The sequence below is a fragment of the Candidatus Uabimicrobium amorphum genome, from assembly GCF_009002475.1.
In the GTDB taxonomy this organism is placed as follows: Bacteria; Planctomycetota; Uabimicrobiia; order Uabimicrobiales; family Uabimicrobiaceae; genus Uabimicrobium; species Uabimicrobium amorphum.
The window spans coordinates 5,330,737-5,357,210 of the sequence record NZ_AP019860.1 but is presented as its reverse complement, the minus strand read 5'-3'; the positions used below and the strand labels follow the sequence as shown (position 1 = coordinate 5,357,210).

18 protein-coding genes and 1 pseudogene are annotated in these 26,474 nt (G+C 39.7%); 5 read left to right on the top strand and 14 right to left on the bottom strand.

All coding sequences use genetic code 11. The features are described from left to right. Positions 1-322 precede the first annotated feature (322 nt). Positions 323-1,954: an anti-sigma factor family protein gene (locus tag UABAM_RS19405; RefSeq protein WP_151969659.1), complete on the top strand. Its 1,632-nt coding sequence runs from the start codon at positions 323-325 to the stop codon at positions 1,952-1,954. 80 nt (positions 1,955-2,034) lie between these two features. Here the strand turns inward: UABAM_RS19405 and UABAM_RS19400 are convergent, their stop codons facing one another. From UABAM_RS19400 to UABAM_RS19380, 5 genes are read right to left on the bottom strand one after another with little or no spacing between them, the layout of a single operon-like run. Continuing rightward, a complete protein-coding gene (locus tag UABAM_RS19400; RefSeq protein WP_151969658.1) occupies positions 2,035-3,117 on the bottom strand; it encodes a phytase in 1,083 nt (360 codons plus the stop codon). Further along, positions 3,114-3,875, bottom strand: coding sequence for a tRNA(His) guanylyltransferase Thg1 family protein (locus UABAM_RS19395; protein WP_151969657.1), 762 nt, complete (start codon positions 3,873-3,875; stop codon positions 3,114-3,116). The genes UABAM_RS19400 and UABAM_RS19395 overlap by 4 nt, the downstream gene beginning before the upstream one ends. Continuing rightward, a complete protein-coding gene (locus UABAM_RS19390; protein ID WP_151969656.1) occupies positions 3,872-5,167 on the bottom strand; it encodes a hypothetical protein in 1,296 nt (431 codons plus the stop codon). The genes UABAM_RS19395 and UABAM_RS19390 overlap by 4 nt, the downstream gene beginning before the upstream one ends. Before the next feature lie 11 nt (positions 5,168-5,178). Next, positions 5,179-6,063, bottom strand: coding sequence for a DUF58 domain-containing protein (locus tag UABAM_RS19385; protein ID WP_151969655.1), 885 nt, complete (start codon positions 6,061-6,063; stop codon positions 5,179-5,181). An 8-nt stretch (positions 6,064-6,071) separates the two neighbouring features. Continuing rightward, positions 6,072-7,118, bottom strand: a complete 1,047-nt coding sequence (locus UABAM_RS19380) for an AAA family ATPase (RefSeq protein WP_151969654.1) — start codon at positions 7,116-7,118, stop codon at positions 6,072-6,074. Between the two features lie 226 nt (positions 7,119-7,344). Here UABAM_RS19380 and pyk point away from each other — a divergent pair, with 226 nt between their 5' ends. The 3 genes from pyk to UABAM_RS19365 all read left to right on the top strand — a co-directional run bounded on the left by pyk (position 7,345) and on the right by UABAM_RS19365 (position 10,506). Continuing rightward, positions 7,345-8,856 carry a pyruvate kinase gene (gene pyk / locus UABAM_RS19375; RefSeq protein ID WP_173013433.1) on the top strand — a complete coding sequence of 504 codons (1,512 nt, stop codon included), beginning with the start codon at positions 7,345-7,347 and terminating at the stop codon, positions 8,854-8,856. 191 nt (positions 8,857-9,047) lie between these two features. Further along, a complete protein-coding gene (locus UABAM_RS19370) occupies positions 9,048-9,824 on the top strand; it encodes a sigma-70 family RNA polymerase sigma factor (protein WP_173013432.1) in 777 nt (258 codons plus the stop codon). 106 nt (positions 9,825-9,930) lie between these two features. Then, positions 9,931-10,506, top strand: coding sequence for a nucleotidyltransferase family protein (locus tag UABAM_RS19365; protein ID WP_151969651.1), 576 nt, complete (start codon positions 9,931-9,933; stop codon positions 10,504-10,506). Between the two features lie 276 nt (positions 10,507-10,782). On the opposite strand, the gene UABAM_RS19360 is transcribed toward UABAM_RS19365, so the two are convergent. The 8 genes from UABAM_RS19360 to UABAM_RS19325 form a co-directional block, all read right to left on the bottom strand. Then, the gene (locus tag UABAM_RS19360; RefSeq protein WP_151969650.1) at positions 10,783-13,092 is read right to left on the bottom strand and encodes a M16 family metallopeptidase; all 2,310 of its coding nucleotides are present in this window, start codon (positions 13,090-13,092) and stop codon (positions 10,783-10,785) included. Positions 13,093-13,133: 41 nt separating this feature from the next. Then, on the bottom strand, positions 13,134-13,604 hold the full coding sequence (locus UABAM_RS19355; protein ID WP_151969649.1) for a M16 family metallopeptidase: 471 nt from the start codon (positions 13,602-13,604) through the stop codon (positions 13,134-13,136). A 12-nt stretch (positions 13,605-13,616) separates the two neighbouring features. Further along, positions 13,617-15,074 (bottom strand): Na+/H+ antiporter NhaC family protein, encoded by a 1,458-nt coding sequence (locus UABAM_RS19350; RefSeq protein WP_151969648.1) that lies wholly within the window; start codon positions 15,072-15,074, stop codon positions 13,617-13,619. A 47-nt stretch (positions 15,075-15,121) separates the two neighbouring features. Further along, positions 15,122-16,306: an isocitrate/isopropylmalate dehydrogenase family protein gene (locus UABAM_RS19345; RefSeq protein ID WP_229759279.1), complete on the bottom strand. Its 1,185-nt coding sequence runs from the start codon at positions 16,304-16,306 to the stop codon at positions 15,122-15,124. A gap of 12 nt (positions 16,307-16,318) precedes the next feature. After that, a complete protein-coding gene (locus UABAM_RS19340; RefSeq protein WP_151969647.1) occupies positions 16,319-18,211 on the bottom strand; it encodes a tetratricopeptide repeat protein in 1,893 nt (630 codons plus the stop codon). A gap of 10 nt (positions 18,212-18,221) precedes the next feature. Next, positions 18,222-20,465: a serine/threonine protein kinase gene (locus tag UABAM_RS19335; RefSeq protein WP_151969646.1), complete on the bottom strand. Its 2,244-nt coding sequence runs from the start codon at positions 20,463-20,465 to the stop codon at positions 18,222-18,224. Between the two features lie 24 nt (positions 20,466-20,489). Then, the gene (locus UABAM_RS19330; RefSeq protein WP_229759278.1) at positions 20,490-21,383 is read right to left on the bottom strand and encodes a hypothetical protein; all 894 of its coding nucleotides are present in this window, start codon (positions 21,381-21,383) and stop codon (positions 20,490-20,492) included. Positions 21,384-21,511: 128 nt separating this feature from the next. Beyond that, positions 21,512-22,987 carry a sigma-54-dependent Fis family transcriptional regulator gene (locus UABAM_RS19325; protein ID WP_151969644.1) on the bottom strand — a complete coding sequence of 492 codons (1,476 nt, stop codon included), beginning with the start codon at positions 22,985-22,987 and terminating at the stop codon, positions 21,512-21,514. 502 nt (positions 22,988-23,489) lie between these two features. On the opposite strand from UABAM_RS19325, the pseudogene UABAM_RS19320 reads away from it, so the two are divergent. Beyond that, positions 23,490-24,446: pseudogene (locus UABAM_RS19320) on the top strand (cytochrome-c peroxidase); the annotation flags it as partial. Positions 24,447-24,733: 287 nt separating this feature from the next. Here UABAM_RS19320 and UABAM_RS19315 read toward each other — a convergent pair. Further along, entirely contained in the window at positions 24,734-26,026 is a 1,293-nt protein-coding gene (locus UABAM_RS19315; protein WP_151969642.1) for a citrate synthase, read from the bottom strand. Positions 26,027-26,474: the final 448 nt, after the last annotated feature.

Genomic DNA, 26,474 nt, shown 5'->3' with positions numbered 1-26,474 from the left:
ACACCGATAGACTGCAACTAAATGAATAATCGTCGGAAACACTCTGTACCACGGGTGAGTAAAATGTAACATTTACCATGCCTTTCACCCCTATCACCTAGTGATTCAACCGACAGTATAACAAACTGTAGTGTCGTTTTAGCGAGATGACTGTGTTACAAACTATAGCACAGTATTTTTTTAGTTTTTATGTAATTTGTTAGAAACAACCTCATATTTTCGTTGCATCACTGCAACAAACCATCTTGCCACTTAGATGTATTGGTCTGGGAACAAACATACTACAAAACATAATAAATGATTGTCATGTTAGGAACAATGTATGAAATGTGATAAGGTTTTGCCACAATTATCTGATTACATTGATGAGCTTCTAACAACAGAGGATAAAAACCTTCTAGAAGAACATATGAAACAATGTAGCAGTTGCGCAAACGAATTACAAAAACTGTCCAAAACAGTTGCTCTTGTGAGAAGTTTGCCCAAAATGTCGGCACCAGTAAACTTACAACAAGAGATTTCGCGCGCCATCACACCGACACCGTGGCTTAAAATTTACCAAAATTTGTCACTGGCTGCGGGATTGTTGCTGTCGTTTGTACTTGGAATGTGGTTTGTTGTCTTTCAAAACCCAGAACGTTTTGCCACTGAATCTGCTGTTGCGAAAAGCCAGGAAGTTCCGCAAAATGCACCAAAGATACAAAAGCAAAATGCGCGTAACGAAATCAAAAGAATCAAAAGAGATAGAGAAAAAGATACGGCAAATGTAGAGCCTGCAAATAACCTCAAAAAAACAAAGTACAGAAAGAAGTTACGCTCAGGAAAGAAAAATGAAACTCCAGAGGCAAACGAAGCCGTAGATGCAGAAATGACTGTTGCGAAAGAAGAGGCGTCCAAATTTACAGAGCAAAAAATATCTAGAATGAACGAAATAAAAACCACAGCAGACCAAAAACGAGCACTTGCAGCAGAAGCCGAAGAAATAGAGGATGCGGACGAGGGCGATATCGAATACGCCGACGATGCAGGTATGGACTATGCGGACGAAAAAGCGGACGTAGCCCCCGGAGATCCGAGCCAGGTAAACGTAGATGAAATGGACGACACCGAAAGCGCTGATAGTACTGAATCGGCAGAAATGGACGATGACTTTAATTTTGAGGCCACCCAAGGTGGAGCTGGTATGGCTCAGCAAACGCATACCTCAAAAAACGACGAACAAAAAACACAAGACTCGTTTGCAAATGATGCTCAAACGCGTATGCCCAAGCAACCGCAAAAGATAATACCCAAACCAAAAGATGACAAAATTCATTTTGGTAAAGGATTAAACAAAAATAAGGGAATAATCGAAAAAGAACGCGCCCAACGCCGCGACAGAAAAACACAAACGAATTGCAACAAATGTCACGTAAAAAACATCAAAGTGATGCATGAGCAGCTCGTCAGTAAAATTTCAATAAAGAATTTATATACTTCCCTAGCAGCGTGTAACGAATGTCACATGATATTAGATGAAAAAATTATCCGCGAAGGACACACTACGCCAAAAATTGCGATTACATCAATGATAAACAATCGAAATGGCAACATCGTGGAACAAATTTTTGTTGTACAGAAGATGGTACAACTCGAATATGCGTTACGAGGCCTTGCAACCGCGCAAAATGAAGGTAGGTTTGCAATGTACATGCGGCAAATAATCGCCATGACAGTTTCAACTCTACGTAACAACGAGTATGCTTACAACGACAAATACATAAAGCCCATCATCACCAAGGTAGGCTCAGCAGAGTTGCGCATTGGAAATTCTAAGTTACAAAACCTTGCCAATTTTGTGAGAAATCAGGCACAAGCGATGACACTTTTGCCCGTGGAAGAATTAAACAATGAACCGCAAATCCCACAAGGAGATATTGCCGAGGATGATGTTTTAGAAGAGTCGAAAAATTAAAAGATTTGGTAAACAACTATAGAGGCTTGAAAATGGCAAATACGATGTTTTCGTATTTGCCGTACCATCTCTTGAAATGTTTAACGCACTTTATACGAACTTTTGTACTGCAACTGTAGTTTTTCCGCTATCTTCTTCCACGAAGTCAACAAAATAGGATAATTGGGTGGTAAAGGCATAGAATGGCACACAAAAACCCCACCTTCAATTTCGGGATGAATAGAAATAGGTGTGACATCCACGCCATCTGTTCCCTTACCATCTTGCAAGTGAAAAACAGTGATATATTTATTTGTTACTCGATCGTACACTAAATAAGAACTATGTGACTGTAAGGAAACAATGATATATCCGTCCTTTGGCGAAGTTTTATAAATGGTAACACCTTCCAAACTCACATGGGTATTATCAGGAAGAGGCAATAATTCCTTCTTTACCGGTTTTGTCAAATCGGTAGAGATTTTCCATACTCCACGTTTTTCCTCACAAATATAAATAGCTTCGTTTTCATCGTCGGCCGCAGCCCCCTCACACTTCTCATCAATATCCCACTCTCGTACCTTTTTTAGAGAAACCTGATTATTTGGGTTACTACATATCTCAAACTGCTCTACACTTTGACTTGCGTCTTCATCCGTTTTGATAAAATAAAACTTATTGTTCGTGCGATCATGATACAATGTTCCCCCAAAAGATTTACGTTGCGAACGCACAGACTCTAGTAGGCCACTTCCATCGTCTATTCTTTTCAGTAAATTTTCAGAGTCCATTTGGAACACAAGAATGATATTTTTTTTTCTACGCGTTGTTGTAACAACGATATCTATTTTTTTTTCTCCTAGAGGAAAATTATAACGTACATCAATGTTACCTGGTTTATAGCACGGTACCGTTTGCAACACCTTACCGCTCATATCATAAACAAATAACTTGTGTGCTTCTTTGTCCGCAGAGATAATTAAACTCTGTTTCTCATCCCGAGGATGAATCCAGATACACATGTCATCCTGATCCTGAGCACTCGCATCGCCATATTTAAAATCGGAAGTTACTGTTACGCCTTTTTTTTTGTAGACAGGTCGTTTTTTTTCCTCGTAAGAAAAGAAAAAGGCCACCACACATATCACGGGTACGATTATTAGCAAAATTTTTTTCGTATTCATATTTTCTCGCAGATAAATTGTTGGATAAACTCTTGGTAAGCTTGTTGTTTGGGTAAATCAATCACTGTTTCGAGAATGCGTCTTTTAGTAGTTACGGTCTCTTTTGTCACAGGGTTGTAACCCTCTTTTGAAACTTCTTTCCATACCACAGCAGTTCCATATCTCTGCCATGAAGGAATTTCTTTATGGTGAATACCTAAAGATCTTAACAAAAGATATTTTTCTTCTACAGGCATCCTTTCTAAAACTTTTGTTGCTTGGCGTTCATTTTTTCCATTTTGACGTAATGTCCAATAGCAATAAGCATTCAAAGAATTACGTGCACTATCTCCTTGTCGCCAACTAAAATAATCGAGAATGGTTTCGGTATCGGGAAATGGACAAATACGTGCATCAAAAACTCCTGGCTGTTGGAGATGATGTGTAAAAGCCGCACTTGCTTCCCCAGCTAGATTGCTCAACCATTTACGTATTTTGCGCTTAAAAGTATTGTCGTGCTTTGAAAATAAAATAGAAATTTCATCGCTTTCCACGTATGCGTAGAGAGCTTGAAAACCACATTGCATCACATGTTTTGTCGTGGCAATCATCGCATCGCGAAATCTTATATCAAAGGGTTTCTCAAAATTTAACTTTTCAGTCAAGTGGCTAAAAGACCTGCCATCCAAACGTACAACAGGCCAGATCCTAGGTGGAATTTTTTGGTCCAACGCTTCTTCGTATTCGCGCATCAACAAATCAAAATTCTGAAATTTCATTTGGCCTCTTTCTCTTCCACTTTTTTTTCTTGGGGTTGTTGTTCGTCTTTAGAAAACATTTCTGCATTGTATTTTTTATATAGTTGTTGCATAAATTGCTGCATAATCATCTGATATTTTTTCTGATACACTTGCCGTTGTATCTGTTCACGGACATCCTCTAAAGACTGTTGCTTTTGTTTTTCCATTTCGTGTATCCACACACGTACAAATTTTTCGTTGAGGGTATAGATCGTTTTAGCGGAAGACGCTTCAGAAAAAATTTCCCCTACGATGGAGCTAATGTCGCCAATGTCATCGACACGAGAAGTTTCCGGAGTGATGGTAATGGCTTTTTCTTTTTCTTCCTCAGAAAGAATGGCTTCTTTTGCCTGTTCCTCGTTAGAAAAATTCTTGATAGTGACTTTCGCAAAAGCGGGAGAAACAAACTGTGCTGCATTTTGCTGGTAGTACGCGTTTATTTCTTCCGGTAACACCACGATTTGTCGGTTTACTTCGCGCTGTAAAACTTCATTTACCAACAATCTTTTTGCAATATTTTTTACACTTTTTTGGTGAACACTCTCGTTATGCAATCCATCCTCTACTGCTTTACGCCACAAAACTTCATGGAATAAGTACTCTTCTAGAGCGGCCTTCTTACCTTCTGCCGTTTCGTATTGTTTGGACATTCCTTCCATCAACTGTGTATTTTGCGCCATTTGCGGAAAAGCCAAACGCATCAAGTTTGTCTTTGTTGCAATTTGTCGGGTTATTATTTTTTGTACGTCGTCAGCATAAATTTCTCTTTGGCCAATCTGAGCCAACACTTCCTTCGCCTTCTTCTTGTAACCGAATTCTACCTGTTCTTTTACAATATCTTCCATTGCAGAAAAACGTTTCATTTCACTCAAAGAGTCACTGAGATACTCGGCGATTTGTCTTTTTGTTTCTTCATTTTTTTCCAATCGTTGGGAAAAAACAAAATATTTAGCGGCGTCTTTATGCTTTCCGTCATTTTGTAGCAAACGCGCCACTCTTAAGTACAAAGCGGCACGTTTATTATCATCAACACCTGTCGCTATGTACTGCAGCCAAACTTCCACTGCTGCACTGCGTAAATTCATTTCTTCCAACTTAATCGCCGTCTTTTGCAAATAGCTAGTGTTGGTAGCTTGTTGTTTTGGTCGTAACAGTAAAACTGTAATTGTTGCCAATTGTAATATGATAACGATCACAAATGCCCAACGAGTATTTTGTTTTCGTTGTTTGGCATTGGGATGTTGTGGAAGTTGTAATTGTGGTGTGTTCATAAAAACCTCACTTATTTTCTTTTACGCCCCAAAGCTCGTTTGCGAAATAGTTGATGGATATTTTTCAAATAATCTTCATTTGTCGACACGGACAATTCATCCATATCAATTCTTTTAAACAAAGACTCGCGCTCTTTTTTAACTTTATTTGTACGTTGCGCAAACATTTTTTGTAGCATGGGAGACTTTCCATCGACAATGATACGTTCACCTGTCTCCGAATCCTCTAGCTCGACAAGTCCAACACCAGGAAAAGAAAATTCACCTGGATCATGCGAAGTAATCGCGATAACATCGTGTTTTGACTGCGCTTGCTTTATACTTTTTTCATATGCCGCACTCAAAAAATCTGAAATGAGAAAGACAACTGCCTTGCGTCGCTGCACACGCCCTAGATATTCTAGCGCCATGGCGACGTCTGTCCCCTCCCCCTCTGTCGTATTAGATAACATCTCGCGGATAATGCGCATTACGGCATAACGCCCTTTGCGCGGCGGAAGAAATTTCTCGATTCTGTCGGAAAATAAAATTAGCCCGACCTTATCATTATTTTTAATCGCCGCGAACGCCAAAATGGCGGCAATCTCCACTGCCAACTGTGCCTTTGTACGGTTTTGAGTACCAAATCCCTGAGAGGGGCTAATGTCGACAACAAAGTAAATGGTCAACTCGCGTTCTTCACTAAACCTTTTGACATGGGGAATCCCTGTTCTTGCTGTTACGTTCCAGTCTATATTGCGAATGTCATCGCCCACCTGATACTCGCGCACCTCGTCAAACTCCATCCCTTTACCTTTGAAAGCACTGTGGTACTCTCCGGCAAGGATGTCATTTACCATGCGATTTGTGATAATTTGAATGCGATGTACTTTTTTGATCAATTCTTTTGCTTGCATAATATCCTCTAAGGAACAGGTACTTCGCGAAGTAAAATATTTACTATATCGGTAGATGTAATCTCATTGGCTTCTGCTTCATAGGTAATCAATATGCGGTGTCCAAGGATGTTCTGTGCAACATTTTTTACATCTTGTGGCGTTACGTATCCACGCCCTTCGAGAAAAGCGACAGCTTTCGACGCTAATGTCAGATAAATCGTAGCACGTGGAGACGCACCATTTTCGATAAGATCTCCAAAAGGTATGTCCACAGCATTGTGATCTGCTACCTTCAGTTCACTGGCAGGGTATAGTAACCCCTTTGACGAAAACTTTTCTGGCTCTCTCGTAGCAAAAACCAAATCGACAATATAGTCTTTGACCTTGTCATCGATATAAATTTTTTTGATGGTGTTGCGCATCGCAAAAATATCTTCTTTACTGAGAATGGGCTTTAGAGAAAAATCATCTTCCTCAGTAAAGCGGTCCATAATCTTGCGTTCTTCTTCGCGATTAGGATAACCAACTTGAACCTTGAGCATAAAGCGGTCAACTTGCGCTTCAGGAAGAGGATAGGTACCTTCTTGTTCAATGGGGTTTTGTGTTGCCATTACTAAAAATGGTTGGTCTAAATGGAAAGTTTCTTCACCAATACTTACTTGATGCTCCTGCATCGCTTCAAGTAATGCAGACTGTACTTTCGCCGGAGCACGGTTAATTTCATCGGCAAGAACAATGTTCGCAAAAATGGGCCCCTGCTTTACAGAAAAATCACCATCTTTTGGATTATAAATCTGCGTACCAATTAAATCGGCAGGTAGTAAATCAGGAGTGAACTGTATACGTTGAAATTTAGTGTTTGTACAGTCGCTAAGGGTTTTTATCGCTGTTGTTTTTGCAAGTCCCGGTAACCCTTCTAAAAGAATGTGCCCGTTTGTCAAAAGTGCGATCAGTATACGTGAGTATAAGTGCTTTTGTCCAATCAACACTTTATATACTTCATTTTCCAATTGCTGTAACAAATCAGAGTACTGACGAATTTCTTCTTTAATTTGATTTACATCTGGACGCATTTTTCGCTACCTCGATAAAATGAAATGTATATTGTTGTTGTTTTTATGTAACAACAATGCTATGGTAATTTTTATGACTAAGGCGTCTAAAATAATTGATTTAGCCACAAAAGTTTCTCAACATAGTAACCTATTTTAGATCCTTACGACTTCTATGTATACTTGATTAAAGTCATGTTGAATGATTGTAAATATTTTTTATTGTTTGTCAACCTTGGATATCACTATGTTTGAGTATAATACAATCCCCATTTTGAAACTTCGTAGAACTAAAATAGTAGCAACAATAGGTCTTTCTAGCTGCACAGAAAAAGCCCTAAAAGATTTAATTGTAAATGGAGTAAATGTTTGCCGACTTAATTTTTCTCATGGCACACACGAAAGCCACTTAAATATCATAAGAAATATTCGTAAAATAAGTTATGAAACAGGTGTAGATGTTGCCATTTTAGGCGATTTATGTGGTCCCAAAATTCGCGTAGGACAATTTGCACCCAACAAATTCGGAAAACAAGAAGTTTTTCTGGAGGTAGATGAGGAAGTGTTGGTTGTTACCGACAATGTTCTCGGAAGCAAAGGTGTCATTCCTTCCCAATATTCCATGCTGATTCAGGATGTAAAAATTGGCCAGTATATTCTTCTAGACGATGGAAATTTAGAATTACAGGTCATTGCCATAAATTCTGATACGTGTGCGACTTGCCGTGTTGTAAGAGGCGGTATTCTCAAAAACAACAAAGGTATGAACATCCCTGGCTCAGCTCTTTCCGTACCAGCGCTAACCGCAAAAGATATTCGCGATTTAAAATTTTGCATCGAAAATCGCGTGGACTACGTAGCATTGTCTTTCGTACGCCGCGCCGATGAAATCATCGACCTTCGCAACAAAATACGAACATTCACCCAAGAAACATTTCATGGAGAAGAGCTAAAACGTTATCTTGAACACCCGATACACATCATTGCCAAAATAGAAAAGCCTGAAGCACTAGATGACATGAAAGGTATCGTAGACGCAACAGATGGCGTTATGGTTGCTCGTGGAGATCTAGGTGTTGAGCTAGAACCGCAAAAGGTACCTATCGTACAAAAAGAACTCATAGAGCTAGCGAACCTCAACCACAAACCTGTTATTGTTGCCACACAGATGTTGGAAAGCATGATAACAAATGCACGCCCTACACGCGCAGAGGTAAGTGACGTGGCAAATGCGGCATTTGACAACGCCGACGCGGTAATGCTTTCCGGTGAAACTGCAGCAGGGCGCTACCCTTTAGAGTCTGTAAAAGTCATGGATGCCGTAATACGTGAAGTGGAGCATTACAAGTGGTCACACAAACAACTTGGACGACTAGAACTCGACGATAACATTTACGATCTCCCTGATGCTATTTCACGAGCGTGTACGCTACTTTCACAAGATTTGTCCATTCGCGCCCTGAATGTTTTTACTCACGGAGCATATGGACCACGGCTACTATCGGGTTTACGCCCAATGGCACCTATATTTGCTTACTGTACAGACGAACGAGTTGTCAATCAAATGTCCTTGTACTGGGGAGTAATACCTGTCCTTTTAGATGCTCCGGTGAATTTTGGTGAATTTATTGATATTTCCATCGAAACGGTAAAAAGAGCGCGTATTGCGGAAAAAGGCCAACAAATTATCGTAGTTTCTCCAGTGTCTGACCGCGACAATAAAAGCTACCATTCCATTACAGTTTGCGAAGTAAAATAAAAATTTTTCACGCAGTAAAATTAAGGCTCACAAACTATTTTGTAATTTTTTTTGCAAAAAAAATCCAACAAATTTGCTTTTGGTCCGTTTTATATACTAAACAAAGAAATTTTCAAAGAGAAAAACACAAAGAGGAGTTTAGTCTTAAGGAGGACCTAGTCATCGCTACCGAATTTATTTTGGAAACATATTTGAAAGACATCAACCGCATCAAGCTCCTTTCTGCGGAAAGAGAACTAGAACTTGCCGTTCTAGTGCAAAAAGGTGATCACAAAGCACGCGAAGAGATGATCAGCGCTAACCTTAGGTTGGTAGTTAACATTGCAAAAAAATATGTTAATTGCGGTCTTCCTCTTCATGACTTAATAGAAGAAGGCAACATAGGTTTACTAAAAGCAGTTGAGCGCTTTGATCCCGAAAGAGGTTGTCGTTTTTCAACCTATGCCACATGGTGGATAAAACAAGCCATAAGAAGAGCACTTACAGATAGTAGTAAAGTAGTAAGAATTCCATCATACATGAGAGAGTTGATGGCAAAAGCAGAAGAAATTTCTGCAAAACTAACACTACAAAATGGTACAACACCTGGTATGGATGAAGTGGTTGCTATTCTGGAAGAAAAGCCAGAAAAAAGAAAATATGTAGAAAACATATTGAGATCTTCTGTAAACCTTTCCCAAATCCAAAGCTTAGATAAGATATGTGCACAAAAAGACATTATCGAAGATAAGCAAAGAGAAGAACAAGTTGGTAAAGAAGATATAGAGCGTTTGGAAGTGTTGATGAAGACTTTAGATCCAAAATGTCGCGATATTTTACGCAAACGTTTTGGGTTAGACAACAAAGGTCCAATGACTCTTCAAGAAATCAGCAATCACGTAAATTTATCAAGAGAACGTGTGAGACAAATTATAAAAGAATCATTAGAAAAACTTCGTAATACCATAAAAAAACATAATTACATATAACCTAAAATTTAGTCTTAAATGCATAAAATAGGTGGGTTGATTAATTATTAGCAGCTTAGACGAGGGATTTTTATCCCTCGTTATTTTTTTTTAAAGGTTCTTTTTTGTGGTACAAGCCAACACAACTGCTTGCATTGTCTTAACAGCAGGTCTTTCAACGCGTATGGGAAAATGCAAGTCCACTCTTATGTGGGACAAAAACCAAACTTTTCTACAAAAAATCTATGCAGAATACACCTCTTTCGGCTGTTCACAAATTATCACAGTCGTAAATAAAAACTTTCACAAACAACATTTTTCTACAGGCCAAATAGTCGTAAACCCTTCCCCAGAAAAAGAAAGATTCTATTCATTAAAGTTAGGACTGCAAAAAGTCCAACAGCCTTTCTGTTTTTTACAACCTATCGACCAACCCTTTATCGAGCAAAATTTATTGCAGAAATTGTGTGCAAGTATGGGCAACAGTGACTATATAGTGCCGTGTTTTGAAAAACGTGGTGGGCATCCTATACTCTTTGGGCAAAAGGTAATCGATAGAATTGCAAATTCACCACAGGATGATGAGAACCTACGCGAGGTACTACGTGCTTTCACACGTAAAAATTTACAGGTAGATTGTGACCATGTATTGCGGAATATAGATACGCCGAGGGAGTATGGAAGGTATTTTTCGTGGGGATAACTAAAGAGGGATATTCGTTTCCGAATTGGTGCCCTCACCATCGAATTTCAGGTTGTAGCTTCGCTAACAACCTTCATTCTCATGCCTCTCCCACAGGGAGAGGCGTAACACGTCTAATTTTGTTTATATTGCTGGATTTCATGAGCGTCAAACGTTGAAATTATAGCCCTCACACCAGTGACATCTTTCCCTGTACGCTTTAGATGTATTAGGCTCCCCCAGGGGAGCAATCGGTGCGTAGCACCGATGTGGGGGCATCGCACACCAGAGAAAACCTTATTTTGCTTCCTCTTCCGCCTCCTCTTTCTCAGGATACAGTATCAGCTCAATGCAGTTCTCTCCGGAGAAATATTTCTGTGCGACTTCTTGCAATTCCTTCGCGGTTAGAGATTCAATTTGCGACTTCGCTTTTGCCGGATCTTCTAACTCTAATCCAAGATAATCAGAGGTGTACAAATGCGCTAGCCAAAACTGATTGCGTTTCAAGTTGACTTCCAAGTCGCGTATTTGACCTTTCACTACTTTATCCACATCTTTTTGCTCTGGTCCATTCTCGCGAATGTTTTTTAGTAGACTATCAAAAGTTGCGATGAGCATCTTGGCATTTTCAGGAGCACAAGGAAATGCTACTCGCAGATAGTAACGCTCACTTGGGCGTTTATTCACCCTAGCGCCTACACCACCAGAATATACCCCGCCTTTTTCTTCGCGCAGGCTCTCAATCAATTTAATACTTAAAACCTCTGCCAAGCATCTCATGCGGTGTGCTAATTTTGGCGTGTATTTATCCAATTTTCCCGGATAGATCAAGTTCACCATACTACGAGGAGCAGAACCTCGATAGAAAGCTTTTTGCACCTTACCTTCCGGAGGATGAATACCGAGATCTTTGAATTCTTCTTGCTTGTCTTCCCCACTAAGACTTCCCAAATACTTTGCCACTAATGACTTTGCCGTATTTATGTCAAAACTACCTACAAAGAAAAATATAAAATCTCCGGCATTGGCGAAGCGCTCTTTGTATATTTTCAACATTTTTTCATGATCAAGATTTGTCCAATGTTCGTCCGTAGGAATGGAGTAAGCACGTGGGTGATTTTGTCCTAAAACGCGGATCACTTGGTCATTGAAGTAACTGTTAGGGTCTACCGCCATATTTTTGTATATGGCCTTTTCTTTTGCTATCGTCGATGCAAAAATATCCTTATCCATGCGTGGATTGGTAAACCATAAATGTGTGAGTTGCATTAGAGTTTCAAAACTATCGGGTGTCGCTCGACCGCTCATTCCTTCGCTAATGCTTCCAATAAAAGGGGAAACAGAAACGGATTTACCAGCAAGTGCTTTTGCAAGTTGCTTGCGCGTGAAACTTCCCAGTCCACTCTCAGAGAGAATATTTACCATTCCTGTGGAGGCAAAATATTCTTCATCACTCAGTAGTGATTCTCCACCAAAACTTTGTGCGTACATCAAAATTTGGTCATTTTTAAAATCGGTGTTTTTTAGAACTACGCGTACACCATTTGCCAAACGTAGATGAGTTGTTCCTGTGGCTTCATGAGTTTTTTCTTCGATAATCTTTCCTGGTAGTAGCTCTTTTTTTATTAACTTAGAGTCCACTTCTTCTTCTTGATACGCAGCGATTTCCTCTTTCTTAGTCGCGTTGATTGTATTGAGGATTTGTTCGGAAGACGGCAGTACTAAGCCAGGTTTTTCTGGTGCAATGACGACGGCGACATTGTCATCCTCTTTGATCCACTCGCTCGCCAATACATTGACTTCTTCTATCTTAATTTCTGGTACATAGCGTTTATGCAATTCATATTCATGTTTAATACCTGGAGAAGGTACGCCAGTCAAAAAGTGGGCAACATACTCTCCCGCAAAACGTTTTGAAGAAGTTTTTTCGCGTTCATTGAATGCCACTTGGTACTGTTTGAGTAGATTCTTCTTGGCGACCGCCAATTCACTTTTGGTAAAACCATGCTTTTTAACACGAATATTTTCGGCAACTAGCACTTGAACGGCACGTAAAATGTTTTGCTCTGATGCCGCAGAAAACACCTGATACGAGTCTTTACTACGTACACCAAACATGTTACCGTATCGCGACGCCGCGTAAATAAATGGTGGATTTGCCTGACGTGTAATTTCGCTTAGGCGCACATTCATCATCATTGTAAATAGCGAATGCAAGATTTGCTTTCGGTAGTCTTCTTCGGTGACAAAAGGAGTCTTATCGTGATTGTGTAGTAATAAAATTTGACAGTACGGCATTTCTTTATCCGTGATCACCGCCACACGCGTACCTTTATGTTTGGGAACTTGGAAATTTTGGCGTTCACGTATTTTTTCGGGGACTTTAATTTGTGAAAAATGCTTGCGGATTTTCTCTTCGATTTTGTCGACATCCATATCACCAACAGCAACTACTGCCATCAAATTGGGACGATACCAATCTCGATAGAAACGTAAAAAGTGCTCGCGGGTAAATTTGGAGAATACGTCTTTCTTACCAATAGGAAGACGCTTTTCGTAGCGCGATCCGCCTAAAAGGCTGGGAAGTAATTTTTTCATAATGCGCATTTGCGCACCTTGCCCTATACGCCATTCTTCAGTAATGACCCCTAATTCTTTTTTATTTCACCTTCATCGAAAGAGATATTATGCGCCCAGTCTTCTAGTATCTGAAAACCTTTATCAACAATCTCTTCCGAATCACTCGGGATAGGTAAAATGTACACCGTTTCGTCAAACCCCGTATAGGCATTGAGATGGCTACCGAACTTTACCCCTACGCTTTGTAAGTAATCGACAAGGTCATTTTTAGCAAAATTTTTAGAACCATTAAATGCCATGTGCTCTGTATAGTGGGCAATCCCCAATTGATCGTCATCTTCTAAATTGGAGCCGGCATTCACTACCAATCGCAGCGTAAGACGTTTTTCGGGCATAGTATTTTTTTGTATGTAATATGTAATGCCGTTGTCCAGTTTTCCCATGCGCACATCGGGATTTAATGGTAAAGCAGTATCTGTTTTCTGCGCATATATGAAACTAAGACAGCAAAGTATCAATAAATATGTCATATTTTTCATGTTTAATATACCTTACGAAAAGAAAAGACCCAAAAGTAAATAAATAAAACTTGCGATAGCTCCGGTCAGAAGCGCATATGGCAATTGTGTTTTCACGTGGGCAATGTGATCACAACCGCTTGCCATCGAAGAAATAATCGTGGTGTCGGAAATAGGAGAACAATGATCTCCAAAAATTCCACCGCTAAGAACTGCTCCCAGAACTAAATGTATATTTGCCCCCATTGTTTCGACAAGGGGAATGGCAATCGGTATCATGATCGCGAAAGTTCCCCAAGAAGTTCCCGTGGAAAACGCAATAAAGGCAGAAACACCAAACAAAACGAGTGGTATCAATTTCGGGCTCAACCACTGTTTTGCCACCTCCGATACATATTTTCCTGTTTGTAGCTCTTTACAAGTAGCTCCAATCGCAAAGGCAAATACCATCAATATGGCTAGAGGCATAAGTCCTCCCATTCCCTTCACAACAAGAGACATAATCTCTTCCACTTTCATAATACCTTGTACATAGTACATAATGCCGGCAACACTAATAGCGGCCAACACCGCCCAAAAAACTGATGTGGAACCTGAACCTTTAGATAATACATCGAAAAAAGAGGCTTCGGCAAATAGCCCTTGTTGTTGCAAAGTTGCACTACCAGTAATCCATAAACCGACAGGCATCATAATCACCATGGTGGCAATAGGCCACAGCATATTGCGTGCGCGAGGCGTTACATTTTCCTTCGCATTCAGAGACAATACGTCATCACTCACAAGCGGTGTGGCATCATCATCGGCGAGCTTCCCTTCTTTGGTACGTTTTTCTGCCGCCGCCATGGGACCAATATTAAAATCAAACAAGATAACAAATAGTACCATTGCCAATGCTAAAATAGCATACCAATTAAACACGATTGATTTTAACAATACCACAAAAGCTCCATCAATGCCTTGCTTAGACAGAAGCCCCATAATGTAAGCCCCCCACCCATTTATGGGGATTAAAATACACACCGGGGCAGCCGTGGAATCACAAAAATACGCTAATTTTTCGCGTGATATATGTAAGCGATCAAAAATAGGTCGAAAAATTGATCCAACAACGAGACTTGTAATCGAAGACTCGACGAATACAACTATTCCTGTAATCCATGTTCCTACTCCTGCACTTTTTCTTCCTTTGACCAAATCTTTGTTAAAAATCCAGTCAATAAAGCCCGTAACTCCTCCCGAACGTTGTGTCAAAGCAATTAGTGCTCCCACCATCGCCGAGAAAATAATTACCTTTGTGTTACCGCCGTCTTTAAAGACATTGACACAGGCTTCCAAAGCGTCTCGCAATCCAATAACCGCGTTGCCATTTGCGAGAATAGTCCACCCCATCCAAATTCCAGCAAAAAGGGAGACAAGTACTTGTCGCGACCAGATCGCCAAAATAATCGCGGTCACCGGTGGTAAGATAGAGAGCCAATGAGGTTCCATATTGTTTCCTTTATTAAACTATGCCCGCAAAGGGCATAGTAATCAAATTACAAATTTGCAATAATTGCATCGACCATTTGTTTGGTGCTTGCCGCTCCTTTTTCTACAACATCTTCACGCCCACGCATCTTTTTCATATCATACGTCTGCACTTCACATGCGGCGATTGTTTTTGCAATAGCATTTTCGATCCGTTGCGCTTTGGGCAACTCATCTAAATAATCGAGCATCATTTTCGCACTCATCACCATGGCGATAGGATTCACAATAGATGTGCTGTACGCTTCGTACTTTGGAGCCGATCCATGCGTAGGTTCAAAAACGGCGCAATCGTCACCAATATTAGCACTACAAGCAAATCCCAACCCACCGACAAGACCAGCAAATCCATCAGAAATAATGTCGCCAAACATGTTACCGGCCACAATTACTTCTGTGTCTTCGGGATTTTTTGTAAGCCACATCATCTGTGCATCAATATTATTTGAATACAATGCTATTTCAGGAAAATCTTTGGCAATTTTTGCGGCTTCTTCTTCTAACATCCCAGAGGTTTCGCGCAATACATTGGGTTTTTCACAAATCGTTACCGATTTATGCCCATGTTTTTTTGCATAAAGAAACGCCTGTTTGACAATGCGTCTGCAAGCTTCCCGACTAAATACACGTGTAGAAAGTGCCAAGTCCTCACTCGGTACTTCTTTAAAAAACGCCATGCGCGCGTGTTTTTCTAATTCATCACGCAGTTCACGTGGGGGATTTGTCCATTCCACTCCGGCGTATAGTCCTTCTGTATTTTGACGAAACACCACCGCGTTCACAGGCGGTTCTTCTATGCCACCATCGGCAGTACGTCGAATAAAGTTCAGAGGATTTCCCGTAAAAGATTTACATGGACGTATGCAGATATCCAAATCGAAATGTTGGCGCAATTTCACAATAGGACTAAAATAAGTCAATCCCTGATTTTGTAAATGCGAAGCCAGTTCTTCCTGAGCTTCATTGTTAGGCTTTGACGTAATTGCTCCAAACAGCCCTACACGGTGTTTTTCAATAAGATCAATCGTTCTTTGAGGTAGAGGATTTCCTTCCTGACACCAAAAATCCCAACCAATGTCCGCATGTACATAGTCCGCTTCGAAACCCACAGCTTCTAAAACGCGTATTGTTTCCGACAATACCACTTTGCCAATACCATCTCCAGGCATGGTGACAATAGTTCTTTTTTGCACAAAATTTCCTTCCTAATATTTTTTATTTTTTAAACGTTTTCCCATTGCACGATTCACAGCGGCGTCCTCTTCGTTACCTAATTCTTTATATATTTCGCTACGCAAAAAATAATAATCGGCAACATCGGGATTGGCAGTGATGGCTTGATTGCATTCGCGCAAGCTTTCCAAAAACTTTTTCATGCGATATAAAATACTTGCTTTTGCATAATAAAACTCTGCTTCTGATCGCAAAGCAATCGCCTTATCGTAATCTGCAAGAGCTTCTTTTGGCATGTTTAATTCTTCAAATGTACGTCCACGATGAAAATAAAACATTGCTTGTGGTAAAAGAGCAATTGCCTTGTCAAAATCGTCCATCGCTTTATCAAAACGTTTTGTATACAAATAAGTGCGACCACGGCTGTGATAAGCGTTTGCATTTCGAGGATCACGCCGAATCGCCGTAGTAAAGTCCTCAATGGCTTTTTCCCATTTTTCTTGAACGCGATAAATCATTCCGCGGTTATAAAAATACTTAGCCTTTCCGTTCAATGCAATCGCCTGGCTTACATCGGACAATGCTTTTTCCACATCTCCCAGCAAGTACTCCAAGGTAGCGCGCTTATTGAAATAGTCGGACTCTTGCGGAGCTAGCTCTATCGCTTTTTCTATATCCACAAGCGCTTGAGAGGCGTCATTCTTATAACGCAACAGTAAAAAGCTACGTGCGGCATATGCCGGAGCATAATCTTTTTTTAACTTAATACATTTATTATAGTCGCGGAGCGCTTTTTCATTTTGGCTTATCTTCTCGTAGATTTCTCCACGGTAAAAAAATGCTAAATAATCTGTCTTGCCAGAACTGATAAAAACCTCGTAGTCTTGTTGTGCTTGAAAATATTTACCGATCTTGCTTTCGCAATAACCTCGATCGCGATATGCCTCCCATAATCGTGGATTAAGACGAATTGCTCGTGTATAGTAAAACGTCGCTTCGTCAAACTGCTCCGCCCCTTGATAGCTAAGTCCTAAGTAATAGAATGTTTTTGCCGATTCTCGTTGCTCTAAAGAACGTTTAAAGATCTCTGTTGCCTGCGTATATTTTTGCAAATGGTAAAGAGCAATACCTTTTTGTAAAAGTACGTCGTGTGTTTTGATCTCTCCCTCAGCTTTTTCGAAACTTTGCAACGCCATTTGATATTTTTTCTTCTCAAGATAAATTTTTCCCAGTTCATACCAGGATTTGTAATCTTTATCATTGTATTTTACTGCGGTAGAAAAAGCGGAAAATGCATCTGAAGTTTTATTTTTGTGTAAGGCGATAACTCCCAAATAATAGTGAGTTTCGCTATTTTTGGCTCGTAAACTCTTTTTCAACTGCCTTACCGCCATACGCAGTTTTCCTTTGGAGTATGAAATTTTCGCAAGCCCGATCCAACCTCTAAAAAAACGAGGTGCTAGCTCTAACAACCGTTCGTAATCGCTTTGCGCTAAGGCTAGTTTGTTGGCAGAAAAATAACTGTTTGCTCGGTAGTACAACGCCCAAACACTTTCGGGAAACAGCCTAACTACGCGTGTAAAATCATCAATGGCTCGATCATAATCTTGCGAAAAAAAGTATGCTTTTCCACGATTGTATAGAATATCAACATCGTTTTGTTCAAAAGTCATTGCGGCATCGAATTGGCTAATTGCGGAACGATACAACTCTTGGTATAAAAAACATTTCCCACGAAAAAACAACGTCTTTTTTCGCAAGCTTTGCTCCTTATCTAAAGATAACAGTATTGTTTTGAACACAGACTCCGCTTGGGCAAACTTTTTTGCTCGATACAATTTATACCCATGCTTATACTGCGAATTGTGTTGTTGTGTTATTGCAAAACACGTCAATAAACTCCATAGCACCAGGTGTTTTTTCATAAAAAAACCTCTACTTGTTGCGCGATTGAATTTTGGTCAAATAACTGTCTAAAAAGTATTCATATTTTTCTATTTCTAACATTTCTTTTTTAAAAGCGCACTGCCGGTAGGTATTGCCTACTATACCTAGAACTTTGCGATTGTACTGTTCGCGAAAACTTTTGATATAAGGAAGAATTCTATTTATGTGGCGCTGGCAACTGAGATTTGTAATGTGGTGGTGATAGGGGAAGGTATACTCGGTTAATTTCATTACTAATTTTGCAAACACATAATTATATGTTGTATTATTGCTTTGCATTTGATGTGAGAGTACCGTATTTGCCGCATACACTTCGGCAAACACAAAATGCAATCTTGATCTTAAACTTTGCGAGAAGTTAGAGTATTCGACGAACTTATAACAAAGCTGTGCTACTTTCAATGAATGTGTATTATTTTCTGCAATAGAAAACAATGCTTTCAAAGCGGCAATGCGCTTTTCATACTCCGCTCTTCCCTTTGCATCAAACATTTTCTTTACCACGAAGCCTATAATTTTTTCGTAAAAAAGGCAAGTGATATAATCTTCTTCATAGCGATTTTTGTCATTGCTTACCTTGCGATGTAGAGTTTCGACAATTTGAAAAAATTGCTGTGCATCTTTCCTCACATCTTGCTGCAAAAACATCTTGCAACGAATAATGCCAAACAAATACAAACTATAGCGGCATGTTGCCTCATAGGGATAGCGATTATTATTAATCTCCAGGGCATTTTGTTTGCCATTTGCAATGAGTTCCTGTAGAAGCTGTCGGTAGGCTAAATTGTTACGTTCTTGATCTTTTTCTGTAAAAAGAGGTATCTCCCACGCATCTTTTTCCAGGGCAACGATAAAGCGATGCTTTTCCAAACTCCAAATGGCTAAAGAGCGATGGACATCTTCTTTTACCAAAAAGAGTTCGTTATTCTTTTTTTCAATCCAAAATGAATCAACCATATTGAGAATATCACGCAAAAAAACGCTATTGATCTTTGGTATATCAAAAATCTCATTTAGCGTACTGGTTATTTTTTCATTCTGACGATTTTGTTGTAACGACTTTTTCACTAGTTGCAGAATTTGTCGTTGCGCATAAACAATTTCTTTCTTTTTCTGCGCATTTACCGCTATTGCTAAATTATGTATCGCCAAGGACAATTCATCTTTTGATTTCTCCGAAGAATTTTTTTCTTCCGTAGTAGAGTTTTGCTGTGTATCTTCGGAGACACTACTATTGCCATTAAAGAAAACTTGCCAACAAACGAAAAATAGCAGCATAAAAACCGCGCCACTCATTAGGAAAAAAAAGTTATTTATTTTGACTCTATTACGTGCAATTTTATGGGAAAGGCTTTGGCTCATCAACTGGGTTTGTGAAAGTTTATTGCGGCGTGCACCATATACCTTGCCAAGGTCTATTGCCATGCGCTTCGCAGAGCTATAGCGATTTTCTTTCTTTTTTTCGATCGCTTTTAAGCATACGTATTCTAAATCTGCCGATATGTCTTTATTCATCTCTCGTGGGTTTTGCGGAATTTTATGGACAATGTTGTATATCATATCCACAGATTCGCCTTCAAAAGCGTTACGCCCGGTAATCATTTCATAGAGCATAATTCCTAAAGAATAAACATCAGAACGAGCATCAACTTCTTTGGCCCTACCTGTTGCCTGTTCCGGAGACATATAGCGAAGTGTTCCCAGTATTACACCCGTCTTGGAAAGTTCTTTTTGCGTATCCAAAACCTTGGCAATACCAAAGTCCATGATAAGTGGTTCATTCCTGTCGTCCACAAATATATTATTCGGTTTTAAATCACGATGAATAACACCACGAGAATGCGCAAAATGAATTGCGCGACATATTTTGTCTATTAGTTTTACAACGACGCGTAGGGAAGGTTGCGCTTCGCGAAACCAATCATTTAAGGGTTGTCCCTTCAACATGGGCATTGTGTAGTAAAGAAAGCGCGTTGTCTGTCCGGCCTCATATATTTCGACAATATTTGGATGTTTCAATCGGTATGTGGTTTTAATTTCGCGGATAAAACGTTGTATCTCTACCTCAGAGGAAGTACCTTTGACAATACACTTCAATGCAACAGCTTGTCCATCTTTCGTAAAGGCACGAAAGACTTGTCCCATGCCACCTTGCCCGAGAAGACCGGTAATACGGTAAGGACCTATATAATCACTAAAATTTTGCTGCGTTGGTGCATTTGAATACTCCATTTCACGCTCCTAATGGCTTTGATTTCAAACATATTTTTCGTCATTGACATACAGTATCAAATACCCACGTGATGTATATTTTTTGCAAGAATTTACGGGATACCCGCTTTCTGCAAGTAGTGCAATACTCTTTTGAAAAATTTGCCGTTCGCCCCAATTTCTCAAGTACAGGCTCTGTCGATATGCTTCTTTCCAACCACAAAAAAAGTCATGCATTTTTTCACCAGCAACAACACACTCTATATAATTTTTAGGGAGTACTGTTTGAAAATTTTGAGGGTGAAATTCACAGCGGAAATTTGTCGAAAACACTACTGCTTCTTGTTGTAAACAAACATGATGCTTACGAAATAAGTTGGCTACCCAGATACGTCCTAGAGGATCAGAAGTTCCTTCAATGAGAATACCACCTTCGGTAAGATACGGTAACATCGCGCTGTAAGCTTTCGTCACCTGTTTCTTTTCATATTGGCGTAGAACGTTAAAAGCGCGTATGACACTCGCACGCTCACTTTGTTCACAGAGCGGAAGATTAAAACCCCCATGGCGAAAATCAACGTGTTCTTTTTGGAAAGAAGAGGCTTTTAAAACGCGTTCTTTGTCTATTTCGACACCTACGATATATAAGTCTTTATTCACCCCGTGAAAGCGTTGTGCACTTTCTATTGTGGTGAAAGGATATTCTCCATACCCCACGTCAACAAAAACATTGCGATATTTAGAAAATCGTTTTTGCAACAAACTTTTTGTGTACATGAGAACAAAGTTGTCTACACGCCGTAAACGGTTGCGTGCGGTTTTCCCTCTTGTTTCATGTCCTTGAGGACGTGTAAATTGATAATGTCTTTTGTCTACCATATTGTAATAATTCACTTGTGATGTGCAAATATTTTCTATAGATGTGTCGTTATTTATCATTTGTTATTGATATTTATTTATTCGATTACGGTTTACGGTTACGGTTTACGGTTACGGCTACGGTTTACGGTTACGGCTACGGTCACGGTCATGGTCACGGTCACGGTCACGGTGTTAGAACGTATACTTTACGACACTTTGAGACGCAAGCGTTTTATTGTACTATGCAGTGTTGTCGGCGGAATACCCAATATTTCGGCTGCTCCCCCTTTGCCTGAAATTTTTTCATCACTTTCCGCCAATGCTAGCATAATCTCGTTTGCCATGGCTCTCTCTAAACGATTTAAATCTTCGGGAACATTAAAGTTTTCTAGATTTACAGATGGCGCAGTATTCATTAAAGTCTTTTTATCACCAAGTTGTAAATACTGTGGCGTTATGTGTTTCCCGCGCGCTAGGATTGCTGCTCGTTCGAGAACATTGCTTAACTCCCTTACGTTACCCGGCCACGAATACGTTTCAAGAGTGTGCAGCGCTGCCGTGGATAGTTGTAAATTTGGCATTGACCAACTTTCTTTTAACTTTGCCAAAAAATACTCGGAGAGTAAAGCAATATCTTCCATACGTTCACTCAAATTTGGTAAATGAATGGGGAAGGTGTTCAAACGGTAGAATAGGTCTTCGCGAAATCTTCCTGCCGCAACTTCTTGTTCTAAATTTTTGTGTGATGCTGCCACTAAACGTACATCGGTACGCAAAGTGGTGCTTCCGCCAACACGTTCGAATGTTTTTTCTTGGATAACTCGCAGTAATTGTGCTTGCGCTTGTGCGGGCAAATCGGCAATTTCATCGAGAAACAAAGTTCCACCATGAGCGAGTTCAAAGCGCCCTTCTCTGCGACGATTTGCTCCGGTAAACGATCCTTTTTCGTGCCCAAATAATTCGCTCAGTGCTAACTCTGGTACAATCGCAGAGCAGTTAAGTGCAATAAATGATTTTCCTGAGCGCGTTGACCATTGATGGATGGCATGTGCTACTTGCTCTTTTCCTGTTCCTGTTTCTCCAGAAATAAGAACATTTGCGGGCGTAGGCGCAACTAAACGTACTTGGTTGACGACATTTAACCATGGTGTAGATTGTCCTACTAGAGCAACTCCCTTTAGCGTGCTACGTAAATTGGCGTTTTCTACAGCGAACTTTTCGAGATTACGCGACAAGTCATTTGCACGTTCCTCTTCGTACACAACTTTTGCGGCAAGATGGGCGAACCCCTCGATAGATTTGATGAGATCTTCACTAAAAGCGTCACACGTAACAACATCGATGGTCAGCGCACCTAGAAGTTTTTGATCAATGCGCAAGGGAGCTACCATACATGAATGATCTATGGGCAACGCCATAACATCAGAATATGTATCTTTGTCATTGTTTTCGTGCTCTTTATGAACCAGTACACTTGGTTCTTTTAGAAGAAGAGCTTTGCTTAGGCTAATGCGGTCGTGTAAGGAAACGCGCTTATTTTTTAACTTTGGTGCGTTTAACGGCCCAGAAGAGGCTAAGACAACTAAAGTGTCTTCGCTCTCTAATTTTAAAATAGCGGTTAAATCGGCGCGGATCACTTTGTTTAGTGCTTCTAAAATTTCGTTTAATGTTGTTATATTCATTCATTTGTCCTCACCTGTCATACTTACGATATTTAGCACTATACGATATATAGTCAATTATATGGCGATATATCGTTAAAAGCGAATATTAAAAAAAATTTCATCGCATATATGGCGAAATGTCATTAGACTTTTTAGTCGAAAAATCGAGGCAAGTACACGCGTATTGCGCATGCAAAGACAAATCATCTTTACAATTAAATTGTCACACACAACATTGGCACGACATATGCACATAGTGTACCGAAGTTAACGAAAAGAAATTTCCCATCCTAATTTTTTTGGTGGTCTGTACTTTTGTCGATTGAATGCTGACCACCAAATCTATTAGAGATAAAAAAATTTCACCTATAGAATACTTATATGTACTAAGCGAGGATTAAAGATGCAAAGATACTTAGTTTCATTCATGGTTTTTTGCCTGTTGATCGGATGTGGCAATCAAGAAGAAACACCAAAAACAGATACAGGAAAAAAAACAGCGGCGAAAAAAACAGATCCACGAGCCAAAAAACTTCAACAAGAAGCGCTGTCCTTGTTTGGTGTTTTACCAGACAAAATGCCCGGTAGTGAAAACGACACACCAGAACTCGTCGCACTGGGAGAAAAATTATACCATGATAAAAGACTTTCAGAAAACGACACCAAGTCTTGCAATAGTTGCCATCGTATAGATAACAACTTAGCAGGTGTAGACAACCTTCCGACCTCACCGGGAACAGAAGGGAAAAATGGAGATCGCAACTCTCCGACAGTTTACAACGCGGGTTTTCATATATCACAGTTCTGGGACGGCCGTGCAAAAGATTTGAAAGAACAGGCCAAAGGACCAGTACTAAACCCTGTAGAAATGGCCATGCCCAGCGAGGAAGCTGTCATCGAGAAATTCAGTAAATTAGAAGAGTACAAGGAACCATTTAAGAAGGCTTTTCCTAAAGAAGAAAAGCCACTTACCTATGACAACATGGCTCACGCCATAGCTGCATTCGAAAGAACTTTGATCACCCGAGATCGTTTTGATGACTTTCAAAAGGGAGATCTTACAGCTTTGAGTAAAGATGAGCTAACAGGCTTGACTAAATTCATCAAGGTTGGATGTGCAACTTGCCACAAGGGACCTTTGATGGGCGGTGATTCTTACAACAAAACAGGTTTGTTAAATCCATATGAAAACACCACAGATATGGGTCGTTTTAATGAAACCAAAAAAGAAGAAGATAAGTTTCTTTTTAAAGTTCCATCGATGCGCAATGTAGCACTGACAGCTCCTTATTTCCACGATGGCGCCTCCGCGACTTTGGAAGAAGCTGTGAAAAAAATTGCATACATGCAGTTGAACAAAAAACTGAATCCCATCGATACAAAATATATTGTTAAATTTTTAAACACTCTATCTGGTAAAAATTTGGTTGCTGGACCAAAACCGGAAAGCGAAGAAACCAGCAAAAAATCTAGATAACAAAAATATAACAAGTAAGGTAACAAAAATTAAGTTAACAAAATTAAAAAATACACACTTCTCCACAACGATGAGAAGTCTACATTTGCGAAATAGAAAAACCTGTCAAATAAACTTTCGTTTTATGACAAACTCTCTCTTTTTTGTTTTTTCTTTGTTTTTTCTTTGTTTATTTCTATTGCCAATGTAGATTCCAACATCGAGAGTGAAACGTAAATTTTTAGATCAAACTATGCAAAAAAAAACGGACTCTAAAATAAGAGTCCGTTTTTGATATCATAAAAGTTTTATGTTGTGCGATTTTCAGCGTCAACAAATTCTCTTAAATTTGGACCAGTATATATCTGGCGAGGTCTTGCAATTTTTCGTCCTGGATTTTTTAGCATTTCACGCCACTGAGCAATCCACCCAGGTAAACGTCCGATTGCAAATAAAACGGTGAACATATTGGTAGGGAAACCAATCGCTCGATAAATAATACCGCTATAGAAATCCACATTTGGATATAGCTTTCGGCTTGCAAAATATTCATCGCTTAGTGCGGCTTCTTCTAATTCTTTTGCTATCTTCAAAAGAGGATCATTCACCCCAATATTGTTTAGAATTTCATCGCAGCTTGCTTTAATAATTTTAGCACGAGGATCAAAGTTTTTGTATACGCGGTGTCCAAAACCCATTAAGCGGAATGGATCACTCTTGTCTTTGGCTTTTGCTAAATATTTTTGAGAGTCGCCACCATCGCGCTGTATATTCATCAACATTTCAATAACCTTTTGGTTCGCCCCACCGTGAAGAGGTCCCCAAAGAGCACAGATACCAGCAGCAATACAAGCGAATAAGTTCGCCTCGCTACTTCCCACAACACGTACAGTCGTCGCGGAACAGTTTTGTTCGTGGTCTGCATGCAGAATAAAAAGTTGATCGAGGGCTTTGGCAATGGCAGGTTGAACTTCATACGATTCACAAGGAACTGAAAACAACATATGCATGAAATTGGAAGCATAATCAAGACTATTGTCCGGGTAAACAAAAGGTTGACCAATAGATTTTTTGTATGCATATGCCGCAAGTGTCGTAATCTTTGATATCAAGCGTACAATTGTCATATACACAGCATCTTCATCATTTATGTCTAATTCATCCTGGTAATATGTAGACAAGGAGCATATTACAGATGAGAGAAGAGCCATAGGGTGTGCTGTACGAGGAAAAGCCTCGTAAAATTTACGGATATCTTCGTCCACCATGGAGTGTCTAACAATATCAGAAACAAATTTATCGCGTTGATCTTTAGAAGGTAGTTCACCATAAATCAATAACCATGCCACCTCTAAAAAGCTAGATTTTTGGCACAATTCTTCGATAGCGTAACCGCGATAACGCAAAATACCTTCTTCCCCATTGATAAACGTAATCGAGCTTTGGCACCCTCCGGTGTTTGCAAAACCTTCATCTAAAGCGATAAGACCTGAACCAGCACGAAACTTTCTAATATCAATCGCCTTTTCGCCTTCACTTCCTTCAATCATAGGAAGTTCATAAACCTTATCGCCAACTTTTAACTCGGCATTGTTTGACATACTCGTTGCCTTCCGTAAATGCTTTTGTATTTCCCATTAGAGTATTGTAGATTCATCAGTATTTACAGCGTAGATATCGCTAACAAAGAGTAACAAAATTGTTACATATCTGTTTTTGATTGATGACACCTAAGACAAATACAAAATAACCGTGTTCTGCCTAAAGGAGATTGTGTAATATCTACACAATTCGCAAAGCTAACATGATAGCTTTTTCTTACAGTAGTGTCAAGTAAGGTTATTTCCGTGTAGAAATTATTAGAAAATGGTCAGCAAAATCGTTTATAATAACGGCGAATCATATTTTTTTTCCATCCTCATTGCAGGATATGCTTTGATAACTCATAATTCATATAACTCGTAAAATACAAGGTTTAATCAGTTAACTTACGTTTTCTCTCTCCACCTTAAACAAAATTTAATTGATAACACCTAACTTTCTCTCCAA